Raw genomic sequence first — 17207 nt, 5'->3', positions numbered from 1 at the left:
GGCGGGCAGCCGCGCGGCGTGGCCGTCGTCGGCGCTGCTGCAGATCGGCAGCACGCGGCTGCGGCTGCGCACCGCCCTGGATCCTCTGCCGGCCGAGAAGCCGCTGAACCGCGCCGACGAACCCGTCAAGCGCGATGCGCGTCCGGCCTGGGCACTACCCGCGCTGCTGCTCGTCTGGGTGCTGATGCTGTGGGGCAGCGGCTGGGCGACGGACGACGGCTCGGCGACCTGGGTGGCCACGGTCAGCGGGCTGTTGAAGCCCATCGCCGGCATCCTCATGTGGGCGGCGCTCTGGGCGCTGATCACGCAGCTGTTCAGACACTGGTTCGCCTTCGGCGCCCACCTGTGGCGGGCCTTGATCGCCGGCGTCGCGCTGGTGGTGCTGGGCCTGCTGCTGCCCTTGCTGGCCTATGCCTTCAATCTGCCGCGCCTGGCGGCGGTCGAGCAGGTTGCGATGTCCGTCGGCGGAGCGGCGCTGCTGTGGTGGCATGCCACGGTCGTGTGGCCGCGCGCCTCGCGCCGGGTGGCGGTCGGCATGGGGGCGATGTGCGTGGTCGGTCTGGTGCTGACGATCGGTGCGCGCACCGAGCAGCAGTACTGGCTGGGCCCGAGCTACATGGCCACGCTCGCGCCGCCGGCGCTGCGTGTCGCGTCGCCCCAGCCCGTCGACAGCTTCATCGCCGGCATGGACAAGCTCGAGGCGCCGCTGCTGAAGCAGGCCGAGAAGCGCAACGAGCAGGCCGGCGGAAGCGGCGACAACGAGGAGTGATCCTCGACGCTCAGCGGCCTTCCGCTGAGGGCATGCCGCAGTCGCCGACCCCGGTGCAGTCCGCGACTGTGGCTGGGGCCGGAATGATGCGGGAGGTTCGCGGACGCGAGGCCTCCTGCATCGTGGAGAGCCCGCGCCTGGCGCTGCGCAGGTGGGCGGTCTCTCTCAACCGGTGACTGCCGGCATCGCCGATGCCCGGGGCGCTGTGACCTTCCGGAGCCACGCCACCACCGGCAACTCCAGCCACCGACCGATGAGCCAGCCGCAGACCACCGCTGCGACGACCGCGATCGCGAAGGTGACGGCTTCCGGCAGCGCACGGTAGAGGCCGGCTTTCGCCAGCAGCGCGAGCACGATGTTGATGAGCAGGCAGTGCGCGAGGTACAGCGAGTACGACACCGCGCCGAGCTGCGACAGCACGGCCGGCACCTGCAGGGCGCGGCGGCGCTCCATGGCCACGAGCGTGGCCAGCACCAGCGCCGAGGCCAGCCCCAGCGCGACGCGTCCGCCGAAGGCATGCGCTCCCTGCGGGCCGAGCCGTTCGTAGAGCACGGCGGCGGCGAGGACCGCGCCCACTATCCATCCCTGACGGCGCACCAGCGGCAAGGTCGCGCGGCGTGCGAGGAAGCCCGTCGCGACGCCCATGAGGAACTGGAGGCAGTGGGGATCGCCGAGCTTCCAGGGCAACTCGCCCGGCAGCGCGCCGAAGGCCTGGGCCACGACGAGCACGGCCCACAGCCCGTACAGCGCGAGACCGCCGCGCAGATGCAGCAGCAGCACGCAGAAGCTCAGGTAGAACAGCACCTCGTACTGCAGCGACCAGGCGACGCCGACATACTCCGGCGGCTTGGCGCCTATCCACAGCAGCAGGGTGCCGGGGATGTCGTCGCCGCCGAGCTCCGAGACCGGCGTGCGCCCGGCCAGCAGCCGCGACAGGATCGACGGTCCGGCGGTCATCGCCAGCACCAGCCAGTAGATCGGGAACACGCGCACGAAGCGCTTCCACAGGTAGCCCGGCCAGCGCGCGGCGCCGCGGCCCAGCTCGGCGTGATGGACGAAGGTGATGATGAAGCCGCTCAGGACGAAGAAGAAGTCGACGCCGACATAGCCGAAGTCGAACAGACCGCCGAGCGCGACGTGGCCGGTGAACTGGGGCACGCGCATGAGGTGGGTCGCGTGCATGAGCACCACCGCCAGCGCGGCAAGCGCGCGCGCCGCCTCGATCGAGGCCAGCTTCGGAGCGTGGGAGGGGGCGGTCGGGGCCATGAGGCGGCGGCACGTCGGCGGGAGCCAGGACAGCCTCGCACGGTACGGCGGCATCGCGCCTCGCGTTCATCCGGCGTCCCCCGGGACGGGGGAACCCCTGCAGGGGACAGCGTCGCCTTCAGCTGGCCGTCAGCCGCTTTTCCATGAAGACGGACAGCGGGTCCTCGGCATAGTTGCCGAAGGGCGCGCGGCGGTCGTAGCCCAGCCGCTCGTAGAGCTTGAGCGCCTCCGGCTGATGCACGCCGGTCTCCAGGCGCACCAGTTCGATGCCTTGCGCCCTGAGGTGGGACTCGAGCTCCTCCATCAACACCTTGGAGATCCCGCGTCCCCGGAAATGTGGCTGGACGAACACCCGCTTGATCTCGCCGTAGGGGCCTTCGGCGTCGTCGACGACCTTGACCGCGGCGCAGCCGGCCAGCCATTCCGCGAGCCACACACCGATGAAACGCACCCGCGGCTGGGCCAGCGCGTGCGGATCCTCGAGGTGGTTGCTCTCGCTGGGGTAGAGGGCCGCCATGTACGCGTCCGACTGCGCCAGCAGGGACAACGCGGCGGGGCTGTGGGGGTCGAGAGGTTCGATCTGCATGCCCCGAAGGTAGCAACCGATGTGCCCAACCGGGCCGGATCCGCGAAAGACCCTGAAAAGTTCTGCAAGCCAATGTTCGCTTGCAGGTCTGTCATAAAGGTGAAGCAAGCCGATAGGCCGGATTCTGTGCGCGGCTCCTCTTGCGATTCGCCGCGTGACCGCCATTCATCTGGGCCGGGCATCACTGCCCGGCTCGGTGCCACCTACCCGCCAGCTCTGCGAGCCGCATCGACGCTGGCCTACTTGGTGTTGCTGCGCGTAGAGATTGCCCGTTTCACCCGATGCGGACTTGCGTCCGCATCGACTCGTCTCTGTTGCTCTGATCCTCGGCTTTCGCCGGGCAGCCGTTAGCTGCTACGCCGCTCTATGCAGTCCGGACCTTCCTCCAGTGCCGTGTTTCCACGATCGCACCAGCGGCGGTCTGGCTTGCTTCACGGGAGCGAGTTTACCCTGGGGGCAAGGTCGCCCGGACGAGGCGCGCGACCCGCGGGTCAGGCCTTGCCGGCGAGCACCGCCTCAATGGTCTTCTGCACCGCCAGCGCCTCGGCGAAACCGGGCAGGCTGTGCGAGTGACCGTCCAGCATCGCCGACCAGTGGCTGAGCTGATCGGTCATGCCGTTCATGCGCAGCGTCTCCGCGTCGCCCATGCTCTGGACACGCTCGCCCTGGCGCTGCTGCGTGACGCCGAACCAGTCTCGCAACTCGATCTCGCCCTCGCTGGCGCGCCACAGCATGCGGTTGTCGTCGGCACGATCGCCGCCGATGCTGGCGCTGATCGTCACCGGCACGCCGGCGGCGACCAGTTCCGCCTCCAGCGCCTGCTCCGAGCCGATGCCGTCGTCCGGGTAGTCGACGCGGCTGCGCACGACCTGCGCCGGCCCCAGCACCCGCTGCAGCACGAAGACGAAGTGCGACAGCACCTCGCGGGAGAAGCCGCCTTCGGCGCGCTGCGACAGCCAGGCGCCGGCGCCGGCCTGCCAGGGCCGCGGCCAGGCGGAGAAACGCAGTTCGATGCCGACGCCGTGGAGCGCGCCCATCGGCCGCCGCGATCCCGCGCCGAACGCCAGCTGCAGCTGCGCCAGGCCGGTCGACGAGGCCAGCGAGTAGTTGACCGCCGCCCGCTGCCGCTCGCGCTCGATGCGTTCGATGCAGGTGCGCGCGGCCTCGAAGTCGGTGGTCAGGGGTTTTTCGCACAGCACCACGAGGCCGGCGTCGAAGGCCTGCTCCGTCAACGCGATGTGCGGTCCCGGCGGCGTGGCGATGTAGAGCCCGTGCAGGCCCGGCTCCCGGATCAGCGCCTCGGCGCTGGTCGCCGCCCGCAGCAGCGGGTAGTGGGCCAACGCCTGCGCCAGCACCGCGGGGTTCTCGTCCCAGACGCGGGTCACCCGAAGACGGGCGTGCCCGGCCAGACGCGCCAGCATCCGCTGACCCATCACGCCCAGTCCGACCACCCCAATGCTCAATACGCCTGGCACCACGTTCCGCCTGAAGTTCCGCAAAAGTCCCGCAGTGTAGGGGCCCCGCTACACTGACGACCGCCGTCCGGCCTGGCCGGGCGGCCCGCGCACGCTTCACCCGCAAGCGGCGTTCCCGGTCGGCATGACGGCCGGTCCCGCCGCTTGCCGGCGTTATCGTCGGCGGCTTCCCCCGTCCGCACGCTCGAAACGCACCCACGCATGAACCCCGAAGCCAGCCAACTGTGGCGCGCCCCGCGCTGGGCCCTCGCCATCCTGCTGGCCGCGCTGGCCACGGTGGGGCCGTTCTCGATCGACACCTACATCCCGGCCTTCGCCGGCATCGCCCAGGCGCTGGACGCGACGCCGATCGAGATGCAGCAGACGCTGTCGGGCTACCTGCTCGGCTTCGCGGTGATGAACCTGTTCCACGGCGCGCTGTCGGACAGCTTCGGCCGCCGCCCGGTCGTGCTGTGGGGCATGGCCGTCTTCGCGCTGTCCTCGATGGGCTGCGCGCTGGCCGGCAGCATCGGCCAGCTGGTGTTCTGGCGCACGGTGCAGGGGCTGTCGGCGGGGGCGGGCGTCGTGGTCTCGCGCGCCATCATCCGCGACATGTTCCCGCCGTCGGAGGCGCAGCGGGTGATGTCCCAGGTGACGATCTTCTTCGGCCTCGCGCCGGCGATCGCGCCCATGATCGGCGGCTTCCTCTACGTGCACGCCGACTGGCACGCGATCTTCTGGTTCCTGGTCTTCATCGGCGCGCTGCTGTTCGCGGTCACCTGGCGCCTGATGCCCGAGACCCTGCACCGCGACCACCGCCAGCCCTTCCACGTCGGCTCGCTGATGCGGGGCTACCGCTCGCTGGTCGGCAGCCGGCGCTTCCTGCTGCTGGCGCTGGCCAGCGGCATCCCGTTCAACGGCATGTTCCTGTACGTGCTGGCGGCGCCGGTCTTCCTGGGCGAACACCTGGGCCTGGCGCCGACGCAGTACTTCATCTTCTTCCTGTTCAGCATCGGCGGGATCATGGGCGGCGCCTGGCTCAGCGGCCGTCTGGCGGGCAGGATCGCGCCGCGCAAGCAGATCCGGCGCGGCTTCCTGATCATGGGCTTCACGTCCATCGCCAACGTGGTCTGCAACCTGACCCTGCCGCACAGCCCGTACTGGGCCTTCCCGCTGATCAGCAGCTTCGCCTTCGGCTGGGCGCTGATGGTGCCGGTGGTGACGCTGCTGGTGCTGGACCAGGCGCCCGAGCGCCGCGGCATGGCGTCCTCGCTGCAGGCCTGCATCGGCAGCGCGGCCAACGGCCTGGTCGCTGGCGTGCTGGTGCCGATGGTGATGCATTCGATGCTGGCGCTGGCGGTGACCTCCGCCGCCATGATGTGCATCGGCCTGGTCGCCTGGACCTGGGTCAAGCGCGAGGTGTCCGCGGCGGCCACCGGCGCGTGACATCGCGACACCGGTCCGCCCTCAAGATGGCGGGCCAGGGTCCGAAATAGAAGGGTGATCCTTCTGTCCCCGGAGCCCTCCTTCATGTCCGACCGTCCCGGAACCGGTGCCCTGCTGCCGGCGGCCCTCTGCCTGTTCCTGCTGCTGCCCGGCGCGTTGCGCGCGGCCGAGCCGGCCGCGCCCGCTCCGAAGGGGGAGGCGTCCGGCGAGCAGTTGCGCGATCGTCTGGCGGACCGCCTGAAGGAGGACGCCGCGGCGCTCAAGCTCAGCACCAAACCCGCGGGAACGCCGGGCGCGGCGACGGACGTCAGGACCAGCAACCCGGTCGATCTGCGGGCCCGCCGTGCCGCCAAGCCCGCTGGCGCGGCCTCCGCGACGAAGTCGTCGACGCCGTGGTCCTACACCGGCGAAGGCGCACCCGACAAATGGGGCCAGCTGCAGCCCGAGTTCCGCCAGTGCGCGATCGGCACCCGCCAGAGCCCGATCGACCTGCGCGACACGATCAAGGTCGACCAGGAGCGCATCCAGTTCGACTACAAGCCCAGCAGCTTCTCGGTGGTGGACAACGGCCACACGATCCAGGTGAACGTCGCGCCGGGCAATGCCCTGACGATCATGGGCCGCCGGTACGAGTTGCAGCAATTCCACTTCCACCGGCCGAGCGAAGAGCGCATCAACGGCCGCCAGTACGACATGGTGGCGCACCTGGTCCACAAGGATGCAGACGGCCGTCAGGCCACGGTGGCGGTGCTGCTGGAGCGGGGCCAGGACCAGACGCTGATCCAGACCGTCTGGAACTACCTGCCGCTCGAACGCGGCGACACCTATGCGGCGCCCGTCCCCATCGACCTCACCCAGTTGCTGCCCCGGGACCAGGCCTACTTCTCGTACATGGGGTCGATGACCACGCCGCCCTGCACCGAGGGCGTGCTGTGGCTGGTCCTGCGCCAGCCGGTGCAGGTCTCGTCGCAGCAGATCTCGGTGTTCTCGCACCTGTACCCGATGAACGCCCGCCCGCTGCAGGCGCAGTCGGGCCGATTGATCAAGGAATCGAACTGACGCGGGCCGCGAGGGGCGGGCCCCTCGGGACGCTGGGCGACTGAGCCGCGGAAGAAGGATGTTCCGCTTTGGGCCGAGGCTGTGACTGCCGTCACGCCTCGGCCTTCTTCTTGGTGTAAACCCTTGGTCTGCGGTAGCGCTACCCGCACAATTCCGGCCTCCTCCCCCAGGACTCCCACCATGTTGAAGACCATCAAATCGCGCCTGATCGCCATCAGCATCCTGATCGTCGTGGCGGCCGTGGCGCTCGCCACCTTCGCCAGCTACTGGGCCGTGCGCGATCACGCGCGCCGCCAGGTGCAGGCTCAGCTGACCGATCTGGCCACGGCCAACGCCGCAGGCGTCGCCGCCTGGGTGAAGACGCAGAAGGACGTGGTCGCCGCGATGGCGCCGGCCGCGCAGCTCGAGGATCCGCGCGCCGTGCTGACGCAGGCGCTGCAGTCGGGCCGGCTGGACCTGGCCTATGTGGGCGGGGCGGACAAACGGATGATTTCCATCCCGGACCGCCAGCGTCCCGCGGAATACGACCCGACCGGTCGCGGCTGGTACAAGCAGGCGTCCGGCACGGACCAGCCGGTGATCACCGCGCCTTACGTGGCGGCGTCGAGCAAGAAGCTGGTCGTGACCTTCGCCAGCGCGGTGCGCGCGGGCGGCGACATCAAGGCGGTCGTCGGCACCGACGTGGCGCTGGACGACATCGTCGCGACCATGAAGTCGATCAAGCCGACCGCGAGCGGCTTCGCGATGCTGCTGGACAAGCAGGGCACCGTGATCGCCCACCCGGACGCGGCGCTGACGCTGAAGCCGGTGAAGGACCTGTCCGCCTCGATCGACGGCACGCTGCTGGCGACCGCGCACGGCGACGAGCCGACGCTGGCCGAGGTCGGCGCCGGCCGCTTCTTCCTGAAGGCCGTGGACGTGCCGGGCACCGACTGGGTGCTGGTGGCCGCCGCCGAGCGCAACGAGGCCCTGGCCGCCCTGACCGACGTGCTGCGCAACGCGGGCCTGACGATGCTGGTGGTGACCATCGTGGCGGCGCTGGTCGCCGCGGCCGCCGTGGGCGCGCTGCTGAAGGGCCTGGCCGGCATCAAGCGCGCGATGAACGACATCGGCGCCGGCGAGGGCGACCTGAGCCAGCGCCTGCAGGTGCGCGGCGAGGATGAACTCGCGGACATCTCGCGCGGCTTCAACCAGTTCGTGCACAAGATCGAGCAGGTGATGCTGCAGGTGCGCGAGACCAGCCAGTCGATCGCGGTCGCGTCGCGCCAGATCGCCGCCGGCAACCATGACCTGAGCCAGCGCACCGAGGAGACGGCCAGCAACCTGCAGGAGACGGCCAGCTCGATGGAGGAGCTCAACAGCACCGTGGCCAACAGCGCCGCGAACGCCGACCAGGCGCGGCAACTGGCCGACACGGCCAGCCGCGTCGCGCGTCAGGGCGGCGAGGCGATGGGGCAGGTGGTTGCGACGATGCAGGAGATCAGCACGAGCTCGCGCCAGATCGGCGACATCATCGGCACGATCGACGGCATCGCGTTCCAGACCAATATCCTGGCGCTGAACGCGGCGGTGGAAGCCGCCCGCGCGGGCGAGCAGGGCCGCGGTTTCGCGGTCGTGGCGAGCGAGGTGCGGGCGCTGGCGCAGCGTTCGGCCGGGGCGGCCAAGGAGATCAAGTCGCTGATCACGGCCAGCGTGGAGCGCGTGGACACCGGCGCGCGCCAGGTCTCGACCGCCGGAGAGACGATGGAGGAAGTGGTCGGCAGCGTGCAGCGCGTGGCGCAGATGATCGGCGAGATCAGCCATACCGCGCAGGAGCAGAGCCACGGCATCGGCCAGGTGAACGTGGCGGTGGCGCAGCTGGACCAGGTGACGCAGCAGAACGCGTCGCTGGTCGAGGAATCGGCGGCCGCCGCAGAGAGCCTCAAGGATCAGGCGCAGAGGCTGGCCGACGTGGTCGGCACCTTCCGCCTCAGCGGCGCGTCATCGACGTCCTCGACGACGTTCTGATCCCCGCCGTTCTTGCCCCCTCTCCCGCTTGCGGGAGAGGGCAGGGGTGAGGGCCAGCGGCCGTCGCAGGACGGCGGCACGGGCTGTGCTGCTCAGCGCGCCGGATCGACCGCGTGGAAGCGCAGGAACATGTCGGTCGCCGAATCGGCCACCTGCCGCTGCTGCGCCTTGTCCAGGGGCGGTTGCCCCATCGTGATCTGCGGCCAGAAGGCGAAGCCCTTGACCAGCGCCTGCAACTGCGCCGCGGCAAAGGCCGGATCGCCTTCCTTGAGCCTTCCGTCCGCCATCGCCGCGCGTATCCACACGGTCAGCGCTTCCTCGCGGCCGCCGAGCCGGCACAGCATCTCCCGGGCCCGCTGCGGCGCGTGGATCGCCTCGGCGATCAGCACCCGCGCCAGGTCCAGGAACTGCGGGTCGTCACTCATCGCGAGCTTCTGCTCGACCAGCGACAGCAACTGCTCGCGCAACGGACGGTCGGCGCGGTAGGTCAGCTTCAGCTTCGCCTCGGTCGCCACCCAGAGCCGCTCCAGGATCGCGTCGAACAGCGCGTCCTTGCCGCTGAAGTGGTTGTAGACGGTGCGCTTGGAGACCTGTGCGCGGCCCGCGATACGGTCCATGTTCGCGACCTCGAATCCGTGCTCGCGGAACTCCGCGATCGCCGCGTCGATGATCGCCTGCCGCTTGCGGTCGGTCAGCCGCGTGCGCTCCGCCTCGCCGATGGCGGCGAGTTCCTCGGGGGCAAGCAGCGGCACGGGCAGGGGGCTGGCGGCGTCGGAAGTCATGGGATCAATCTTACACCGGGGAGTTTACTTTTCAGATTCCAGCGTCTAGACTCCATAAAAACTACACTGTGTAGTGCAAGTTTTCAAATGAGCCCGCAACCTCCCCGACACCCTGTCGTCCGTACTGCCCGCGCGCTGCTGCCGCTCTCGCTCACCGCGCTGAGCGGCGTCGCCGCCGTCCTGATTGTTGGAGCCCTTGCCATGACCGCTTCCCGCGTGATGTCCTCCCCCGCCGTTCTGCCTGCCGTGGCGCCTGCCAGCGGCGCCACCGCGCCCGCTCCGGAGGGCACCCAGCCGTCCCTGGAGCAGTCGCCCCAATGGGCGAAGGGCCAGTTCCACAACCCGGCCGTGGAGCCCGAGCAGGGCTTCTGGAAGACGATGGGCATCATGTGGGACTTCATGTTCCACAAGCCCGCCGGCACCGCCCCGGACAAGCCCATCGAGGTGAGGGCGCTGACCAGGGACCAACTGCTGGCCGCGCCGGACCGGACGCTGTTCCGCCTCGGTCATTCGACGGTGCTGCTGAAGCTGCGCGGCCGCTTCTGGCTGACGGATCCGGTCTTCTCCGAACGCGCGTCGCCGTTCTCGTTCATGGGTCCGAAGCGTTTCCATGCGCCCCCGATCGCGCTCGACGAGCTGCCGGAGATCGAGGCCGTGATCCTGTCGCACGACCACTACGACCACCTCGACCACGACACCGTGCTGGCGCTGGCGCCCAAGGTGCGCCACTTCGTGACGCCGCTGGGCGTCGGGCAGCGCCTGATCGACTGGGGCGTTCCCGCGGCCAAGGTGCAGCAGTTCGACTGGTGGCAGGGCACGTCGATCGCGGGCGTGCAACTGACGGCGACGCCGGCGCAGCATTTCTCCGGCCGCAGCCTGAGCGACCGCAACTCGACGCTGTGGGCCTCGTGGGTGCTGATCGACGACGACCTGCGCGTGTTCTTCAGCGGCGACACGGGCTACTTCGACGGCTTCAAGGCCATCGGCGAGCGCTTCGGCCCCTTCGACCTGACGCTGATGGAAACCGGCGCCTACGACCCGCGCTGGCCCTATGTCCACATGCAGCCGGAGCAGACGATGCAGGCGCACATCGACCTGAAGGGCAAGCGCCTGCTGCCCATCCACAACGGCACCTTCGACCTGGCGATGCACCGCTGGCAGGACCCGTTCGAGCGCATCAGCGCGCTGGCGCGGCTGCGCAACGTGGAGCTGGTGACGCCGGTGATCGGCGCGCCGCTGGCGATCGAACAGCCGGGGCCGACGCCGCAGTGGTGGCAGGGGGCCGCCGCAGGTGGCACGGCCGCCGAACCGATCGGCGGCGTGTCGGCCGCTTCCGCCGCCAGTCGCTGAGCGACGCGCGCCCCGCGACATCCCGCTCTTCCTCCCCCAAAAGCCCGGCCTCGCCGGGCTTTTTGCATTCCCCCCACTTTTCAACCATCGTCACCGTGTTTCAGGCCCATTCAAGCCGGTCGACACCCCAAGGGACGCCTGCTTCGGGGCGTCGGTTCCGAATCCGCTGTCCCGGTTTCGGGTGGGTACGACAGCTGGTTTGAGTTGATCCATCACTTGCACAGCAGTTCTTAAGTCCTTCATTTTGAACAACTTTTATTTCACGCACTGGCTTGATAATGGGAGCTAAGTAATTGATTTGATTGGGAAAAACGCCAAATTTCCTTGACCGGGGCCCGGCCGACCATTAAAGTGGGAGAAAGTGCAATTCGGTGGGGCAAAGTGGCGAATGTCGTGTTTCAGGGGGCGAGTGCCTTGGCGTTGGACGCCAAGGGGCGCTTGACCGTCCCTGCTCGGCACCGCGAGGTCCTGCAGGCGCTGTGCGGCGGCCAGCTCACGCTGACCAAGCACCCCGAAGGCTGCCTGATGGTCTTCCCCCGTCCCGCCTGGGAGCAGTTCCGCGACAAGGTCGCCGCGCTGCCCATGTCCGCCGCCGGCTGGAAGCGTGTCTTCCTCGGCAACGCCCAGGACGTCGAGATCGACTCCGCCGCCCGCGTGCTGATCGCGCCCGAGCTGCGCACCGCTGCCGGCCTGCAGAAGGACACGATGCTGCTCGGCATGGGCAGCCACTTCGAACTCTGGGACGCCCAGGCCTACGCCGCCCACGAGGCCGCCGTGATGCAGTCCGAGATGCCGGCCGTGCTCCAGGACTTCAGCTTCTGACCGTCATGAGCGAGCAGTCCCCTTCCTCCGCCGCCCCCGCCTTCAGCCACACGACCGTGCTGCTGCACGAGACGGTCGACGGCGCGTTCACGACCCCCGACGGCATCTACGTCGACGGCACCTTCGGACGCGGCGGCCATTCGCGCCTGCTGCTGTCCCGGCTGGGGGAGAAGGGGCGGTTGATTGCCATTGACCGCGACCCGGAGGCGGTCGCGGCCGCGACGTCCGGACAGACGCGGGTCGACGACCCGCGTTTCCACATCTGCCACAGCGCATTCGCCGACATGGCCGCGCAACTCGACGCGCTGGGCATCGCCCAGGTCGACGGCATCCTGCTGGACCTGGGCGTCTCCAGTCCGCAGATCGACAACCCGGAGCGCGGCTTCAGCTTCCGCTTCGACGGTCCCCTCGACATGCGCATGGACACGACGCGGGGCGAAAGCGCCGCGGACTTCATCGCCCGCGCGGAGGTGGACCAACTTGCACAGGTGATCCGCGACTATGGCGAAGAACGGTTTGCTCTCCCGATTGCAAAGGCGCTTGTGGCTCGCCGGGAAGGCGGGCGCCCTGTCCGCACAACCGCCGAGCTTTCCCAAGTCGTGGCTGGTGCAGTCAAAACCCGCGAGCCGGGCAAGGACCCTTCGACGCGGACATTTCAGGCTCTACGGATATTCGTCAACGCCGAGCTTGAAGAGCTGCAGCAGGGGCTGAATGCCGCGCTGTCCAAGCTCAAGCCCGGCGGCCGGCTGGCGGTGATCAGCTTCCACTCGCTGGAAGACCGCATCGTCAAGAACTTCATCGCCGAGCACAGCAAGGAAGTGTTCGACCGCCGCGCCCCGTTCGCCGAACCCAAGCCGCAGCCGCTGCGCGCCATCGCGCGCATCAAGCCGAGCGAGGCCGAGGTCGCGGCCAATCCGCGCGCCCGCTCGTCCATCCTGCGCGTGGCCGAGCGCACCGACGCGCCGCTGCCGCCGCCGGTCGCGGCCGACACCGGCAAGCGCAAGAAGGGCGGTCGTCGATGATCGGCCGCCTGAACCTGCTGTTGATCGCCGCGGTGCTGGTGTCCGGCTTCTACCTGGTGCGCAGCGCCTACGAGTCGCGTCGCCTGTTCACCGAGCTGGACCGCGCACAGACCGAGGGCCGCCGCCTGGACGCCGACTACCAGAAGCTGCTGGCCGACCGCCAGGCGCAGGCGACCAACCTGCGCGTCGAGCAGGTCGCGCGCGAGCGGCTGAAGATGCGGGCGATCTCGCCGGCGATCACCTTCAACCCGGACGCGCCGGCGATCGAGGCCAGCGGCGTGCGCGGCCGTACGCCGGCCCACGCGCAAGCCACCCTTCAAGGAGCCGCCCGATGATCGGCAAGCTCCGCAAGAAGCTGGGCAGCAGCGCCCGGAACGCCTCCCGGAACGCGGCGCGGAACGGCGTCACCCGCGGCGTCAGCTACTCGAGCAGCCCGCTGCTGGCGTCGAAGACGCCGCCGTGGCGCTCGCGTTTCCTGGTCGCGCTGGTGGGCCTGGCGTTCACCGGCCTGCTGGCGCGCGCGGCCTACATCCAGCTGATCGGCGAGGACTTCTTCCAGCGCCAGGGCGAGGCCCGTTACGCCCACAAGATGGAGCTGCCCGCCAGCCGCGGCAAGATCAGCGACCGCGGCGGCCAGGTGCTGGCCGCCAGCGTCGCCGTGCCGTCGATCTGGGCCTTCCCGAAGGAAGTCGACACCGATCCCGACAAGCGCCGCCAGCTCGCGAAACTGCTCGACATGTCGCGCGCGGAGCTCGACAAGCGCCTCGATCCGGCCAACCGCTTCGTGTTCCTGCGCCGCCAGGCCGACGACGAGACCGCCCGCAAGATCAAGGAACTCGGCCTGAAGGGCGTGTTCCAGGACCGCGAGTACAAGCGCCAGTACCCCGAGGGCGAAGCCGCCGCGCACATCGTCGGTTTCACCAACCTCGAGGAGCAGGGCCAGGAAGGCATCGAGCTCGCGTTCCAGAAGGACCTGCAGGGCCGCGACGGCTCGCGCTCGGTCATGCGCGACCGGCTGGGCCGCGTCGTCGAGGACATCGGCGAGCGCACCCCCGAGACCAACGGCAAGGACATCGAGCTGTCGATCGACGCGAAGGTCCAGTTCTTCGCCTACCAGCGCGTGCGCGACGCGGTGGCGGAGAACAACGCCAAGGCGGGCTCGGTGGTCGTGCTGGACGCCCGCACGGGCGAGGTGCTGGCGCTGGCCAACTATCCGAGCTACGACCCGGGCCACCGGCAGAACCTGTCCGGCGAACAGCTGCGCAACCGCGCGCTGACCGACGTCTTCGAGCCGGGCTCGACGATGAAGCCCTTCACCACCGCGCTGGCGCTGGAGACCGGCCGCGTGCGTCCCGACACGCTGCTGAGCACCGGTCCGCGCAGCGTGGTGATCTCCGGCTGGTCGCCGACCGATGCGCACCCGCACGGCGATCTGACGGTGACGCAGGTGATCCAGAAGTCCAGCAACATCGGCGCCGCGCGGATGGCGCTGATGATGCAGCCGCGCGAGATGCACGAGATGTTCACCGCGATCGGCCTGGGCCAGCGGCCGCAGATCGACTTCCCCGGCGCGGTGACCGGCAAGCTGCGTCCGTGGAAGAGCTGGCGCCCGATCGAGCAGGCGACGATGAGCTACGGCTACGGCCTGTCCGCGTCGCTGCTGCAGCTGGCGCGCGCCTACACGGTCTTCGCGCGCGACGGCGACATCATCCCGATCACGATGACCAAGCACCCGGCCGACCAGCCGGTGAACGGCATCAAGGTCTTCAGCCCCAAGGTCGCCGCGGACATCCGCGGCATGCTGCAGATGGCGGCGGGCCCCGGCGGCACGGCGCCGCAGGCCATGGTTCCCGGCTACAGCGTCGGCGGCAAGTCCGGCACGGCGCACAAGCAGGAAGGCAAGGGCTATGCGAGCCACAAATACCGCTCGTGGTTCGTGGGCATCGCGCCGATTTCCAAGCCGCGCATCATCGTGGCGGTGATGGTCGACGAGCCGAAGAACGGCCAGTACTTCGGCGGTGCGGTCGCGGGTCCGGTGTTCAGCCAGGTCGTGGCGCAGACGCTCAGATTGCTGGGCGAGACGCCGGACCTCGACGTGAAGCCGCAGATCGTGGCACAGCAACGGCTGCAAGCCGTCGACGAGAGTTTCTGAGCGGGCGCCCCTCATGTTGATGCATCTGAAATCCCCCGAAGCCGCCGCCCGCTGGCTGCAGGAATGGACACCGAGCGGCCAGCTGCGCACGGACAGCCGCGCCGTGGGCGCGGGCGACGCGTTCATCGCGTGGCCGGGTTATGCGAAGGACGCGCGGCAGTTCGTCGCCGGCGCGCTGGCAGCCGGCGCGGCGACCGCGCTGGTCGAACACGCCGGCGCGGCCGAGTACGGCTTCACCGACGCGCGCATCGCGTCGCTGCCGGACCTGAAACTGAATTGCGGCCGCATCGCGTCGGCCTTCTACGGTGAACCGAGCAAGCGTCTGAACGTGCTCGCCGTCACCGGCACGAACGGCAAGACCTCGAGCGCCTGGTGGATCGCGCAGGCGCTGACGCTGCTGGGCTCGCGCTGCGGCGTGATCGGCACGCTCGGTGTCGGGCAACCGCCGGTGCCCGGTGCGGTGCCGGGTACGGCGACGAGTGCGTCGATCGAAGCCACGGGCCTGACGACGCCAGATCCGGTCCGTCTGCAGGAGGCCTTCAAGCGCATGGCCGACGACGGCTTCGGTGCGTGCGCGATCGAAGCGTCGTCCATCGGCATCGAGGAACACCGGCTCAGCGGCACGACCATCCAGGTCGCGCTGTTCACCAACTTCACGCAGGACCACCTGGACTATCACGGCGGCATGGATGCCTACTGGGTGGCCAAGCGCAAGCTGTTCGACTGGGACGGCCTGAAGGCCGCGGTGCTCAACATCGACGATCCGAAGGGCGTCGAGCTCGCGGCCGAGCTGAACGCCGCCGGCAAGCTCGACGTGTGGACCTATGGCCTCAACCGTGCCGATGCGCGTCTGAGCGCGGTCGACCTGCGTCATGACGCCAGCGGTCTTGCATTCACGCTGCGCGAGGGCGCCGCGTCGGTGCCGGTGCAGACCGGCCTGATCGGCGACTACAACGTGTCCAACCTGCTCGGCGTGATCGCCGGCCTGCGGGCGCTGGGCCATGGCCTCGACGACATCGCGCGCGTCGCCGCGCTGGTGACGCCGGTGCCGGGCCGCATGCAGCGCGTGGGCAGCGGTCGCGAGCTGCCGCAGCTGGTGGTCGACTACGCCCACACACCCGATGCGCTGGAGAAGGCGCTGAGCGCATTGCAGCCGCTGGCCGCCGCGCGCGGTGGTGAACTGCGCGTCGTGTTCGGCTGCGGCGGCGACCGCGATCCGACCAAGCGCCCGCTGATGGGCGCGATCGCCGCAAGGCTGGCCGCGCACGTCGTGCTGACCAGCGACAACCCGCGCACCGAGGACCCGCTGAAGATCCTCGCCGACATCGAGGCCGGCCTGCCGGCCGGTCTTGCAGCGGGTGCGACGCGTGAAGTGATCGCGGACCGCGCCGAGGCGATCTCGCGCGCCGTCGATCAGGCGGGCGCGCGCGATGTCGTGCTGGTTGCCGGCAAGGGCCACGAGGATTACCAGGAGATCCACGGCGAGCGCCGCGCGTTCTCCGATGTGCAGGCGGCGCGCGCCGCGTTGATTGAAAGGGCCGGGCTGTGAGCGACGCCACCCCGATCAACGCCGGCTCCGCGGCCTCGGGCGCGCCGGGCGCACCGATGATGACGCTCGCCCGTGCGTTCGAACTGCTGTCGCCGCTGCTGCCGGCCGCGACGCTGGTGGGCGAGCCGTCCACGCCGCTGCTGCGCGTGCACACCGACACGCGCTCGCTGCGTGCGGGCGACCTGTTCGTCGCGCTGCGCGGCGAGCGTTTCGACGCGAACGACTTCCTCGCGCAGGCGAAGGCCTCCGGCGCCGCCGCGGCCATCGCCGAACGCGGTCTGGCCGAGGCCGGCCTGCCGGGCCTGCTGGTGCCCGACGCGAAGGTCGCGCTGGGCCTGCTGTCGCAAGCCTGGCGCGAGCAGCATCACCTGCCGGTGATCGCCGTCACCGGCAGCAACGGCAAGACCACGGTGACGCAGATGATCGCGTCCATCCTGCGCGCCTGGCTGGGCGACGCGGCGATGCTCGCGACCGAAGGCAACTTCAACAACGAGATCGGCGTGCCGCTGACGCTGCTGCGCCTGCGCCAGAACGAGGCCGCGTGGCATCGCGCGGCGGTGGTCGAGCTCGGCATGAACCACCCGGGCGAGATCGCGCCGCTGTCCGCGATGACCCAGCCGACGGTCGCGCTGGTCAACAACGCGCAGCGCGAGCACCAGGAGTTCATGCACACCGTCGAGGCGGTCGCGCGTGAGAACGGCGCCGTGATCGATGCGCTGGGCACGGCCGGCGTCGCGGTGTTCCCCGCTGAAGATCCGTGCGCGCCGGTCTGGCAGTCGCAGGCCGTGGGCCGCGCGACGCTGACCTTCGCGCTTCAAGGTCAGGCCGACGTGATGGGCCGCGCGCAGTGGGTCGCGCCGACCGACGCGACCGCGGTCACCGGCGGCGCCGGACATTGGGCGATCGAGATCCTCACGCCGGCGGGCACGATCCCGGTCGCGCT

15 protein-coding genes and 1 other RNA gene are annotated in these 17207 nt (G+C 69.8%); 11 read left to right on the top strand and 5 right to left on the bottom strand.

The annotated features are described in order from the left end of the window. Positions 1-769 (top strand): hypothetical protein (locus tag VF536_RS07605; RefSeq protein ID WP_331614211.1); only part of this gene is annotated, 769 nt, incomplete at its 5' end. A gap of 165 nt (positions 770-934) precedes the next feature. Here VF536_RS07605 and VF536_RS07600 read toward each other — a convergent pair. From VF536_RS07600 to VF536_RS07585, 4 genes are all read right to left on the bottom strand, one after another. Beyond that, positions 935-2035: an acyltransferase gene (locus tag VF536_RS07600; RefSeq protein WP_331614210.1), complete on the bottom strand. Its 1101-nt coding sequence runs from the start codon at positions 2033-2035 to the stop codon at positions 935-937. 118 nt (positions 2036-2153) lie between these two features. Then, positions 2154-2621 (bottom strand): GNAT family N-acetyltransferase, encoded by a 468-nt coding sequence (locus VF536_RS07595; protein ID WP_331614209.1) that lies wholly within the window; start codon positions 2619-2621, stop codon positions 2154-2156. A 97-nt stretch (positions 2622-2718) separates the two neighbouring features. Next, an RNA gene (gene rnpB / locus VF536_RS07590) (RNase P RNA component class A) lies at positions 2719-3054 on the bottom strand. Positions 3055-3112: 58 nt separating this feature from the next. Next, on the bottom strand, positions 3113-4072 hold the full coding sequence (locus VF536_RS07585) for a Gfo/Idh/MocA family oxidoreductase (protein WP_331614207.1): 960 nt from the start codon (positions 4070-4072) through the stop codon (positions 3113-3115). 225 nt (positions 4073-4297) lie between these two features. Between VF536_RS07585 and VF536_RS07580 the strand changes: the two genes are divergently transcribed. The 3 genes from VF536_RS07580 (at position 4298) to VF536_RS07570 (ending at position 8587) form a co-directional block, all read left to right on the top strand. Then, on the top strand, positions 4298-5521 hold the full coding sequence (locus VF536_RS07580; RefSeq protein ID WP_331614206.1) for a multidrug effflux MFS transporter: 1224 nt from the start codon (positions 4298-4300) through the stop codon (positions 5519-5521). An 84-nt stretch (positions 5522-5605) separates the two neighbouring features. Further along, on the top strand, positions 5606-6580 hold the full coding sequence (locus VF536_RS07575; protein ID WP_331614205.1) for a carbonic anhydrase family protein: 975 nt from the start codon (positions 5606-5608) through the stop codon (positions 6578-6580). A 180-nt stretch (positions 6581-6760) separates the two neighbouring features. Continuing rightward, complete coding sequence (locus tag VF536_RS07570) at positions 6761-8587, top strand: methyl-accepting chemotaxis protein (RefSeq protein WP_331614204.1); 1827 nt, start codon at positions 6761-6763, stop codon at positions 8585-8587. A 92-nt stretch (positions 8588-8679) separates the two neighbouring features. Here VF536_RS07570 and VF536_RS07565 read toward each other — a convergent pair whose 3' ends face one another. Beyond that, positions 8680-9369 carry a TetR/AcrR family transcriptional regulator gene (locus VF536_RS07565; protein ID WP_331614202.1) on the bottom strand — a complete coding sequence of 230 codons (690 nt, stop codon included), beginning with the start codon at positions 9367-9369 and terminating at the stop codon, positions 8680-8682. A gap of 201 nt (positions 9370-9570) precedes the next feature. On the opposite strand from VF536_RS07565, the gene VF536_RS07560 reads away from it, so the two are divergent. From VF536_RS07560 to VF536_RS07530, 7 genes are all read left to right on the top strand, one after another. After that, positions 9571-10719, top strand: coding sequence for an MBL fold metallo-hydrolase (locus VF536_RS07560; RefSeq protein ID WP_331614201.1), 1149 nt, complete (start codon positions 9571-9573; stop codon positions 10717-10719). A gap of 393 nt (positions 10720-11112) precedes the next feature. Next, a complete protein-coding gene (gene mraZ, locus VF536_RS07555) occupies positions 11113-11541 on the top strand; it encodes a division/cell wall cluster transcriptional repressor MraZ (RefSeq protein ID WP_331614200.1) in 429 nt (142 codons plus the stop codon). Positions 11542-11546: 5 nt separating this feature from the next. Beyond that, positions 11547-12563, top strand: a complete 1017-nt coding sequence (gene rsmH, locus VF536_RS07550) for a 16S rRNA (cytosine(1402)-N(4))-methyltransferase RsmH (protein ID WP_331614199.1) — start codon at positions 11547-11549, stop codon at positions 12561-12563. After that, positions 12560-12898: a cell division protein FtsL gene (gene ftsL / locus VF536_RS07545; RefSeq protein ID WP_331614198.1), complete on the top strand. Its 339-nt coding sequence runs from the start codon at positions 12560-12562 to the stop codon at positions 12896-12898. The genes rsmH and ftsL overlap by 4 nt, the downstream gene beginning before the upstream one ends. Beyond that, positions 12895-14715, top strand: coding sequence for a penicillin-binding protein 2 (locus tag VF536_RS07540; RefSeq protein WP_331614197.1), 1821 nt, complete (start codon positions 12895-12897; stop codon positions 14713-14715). Before ftsL ends, VF536_RS07540 begins: the two co-directional genes overlap by 4 nt. Positions 14716-14728: 13 nt before the next feature. Further along, the gene (locus tag VF536_RS07535; protein ID WP_331614195.1) at positions 14729-16264 is read left to right on the top strand and encodes a UDP-N-acetylmuramoyl-L-alanyl-D-glutamate--2,6-diaminopimelate ligase; all 1536 of its coding nucleotides are present in this window, start codon (positions 14729-14731) and stop codon (positions 16262-16264) included. A 56-nt stretch (positions 16265-16320) separates the two neighbouring features. Continuing rightward, positions 16321-17207: UDP-N-acetylmuramoyl-tripeptide--D-alanyl-D-alanine ligase (locus VF536_RS07530; RefSeq protein WP_414710307.1), on the top strand; the 887-nt coding region annotated here is incomplete at its 3' end.

The organism is Roseateles sp., assembly GCF_036486225.1.
In the GTDB taxonomy this organism is placed as follows: domain Bacteria; phylum Pseudomonadota; class Gammaproteobacteria; order Burkholderiales; family Burkholderiaceae_C; genus Roseateles.
The sequence above is the reverse complement of the archived record's forward strand: the minus strand, read 5'-3'. Positions and strand labels throughout refer to the sequence as shown.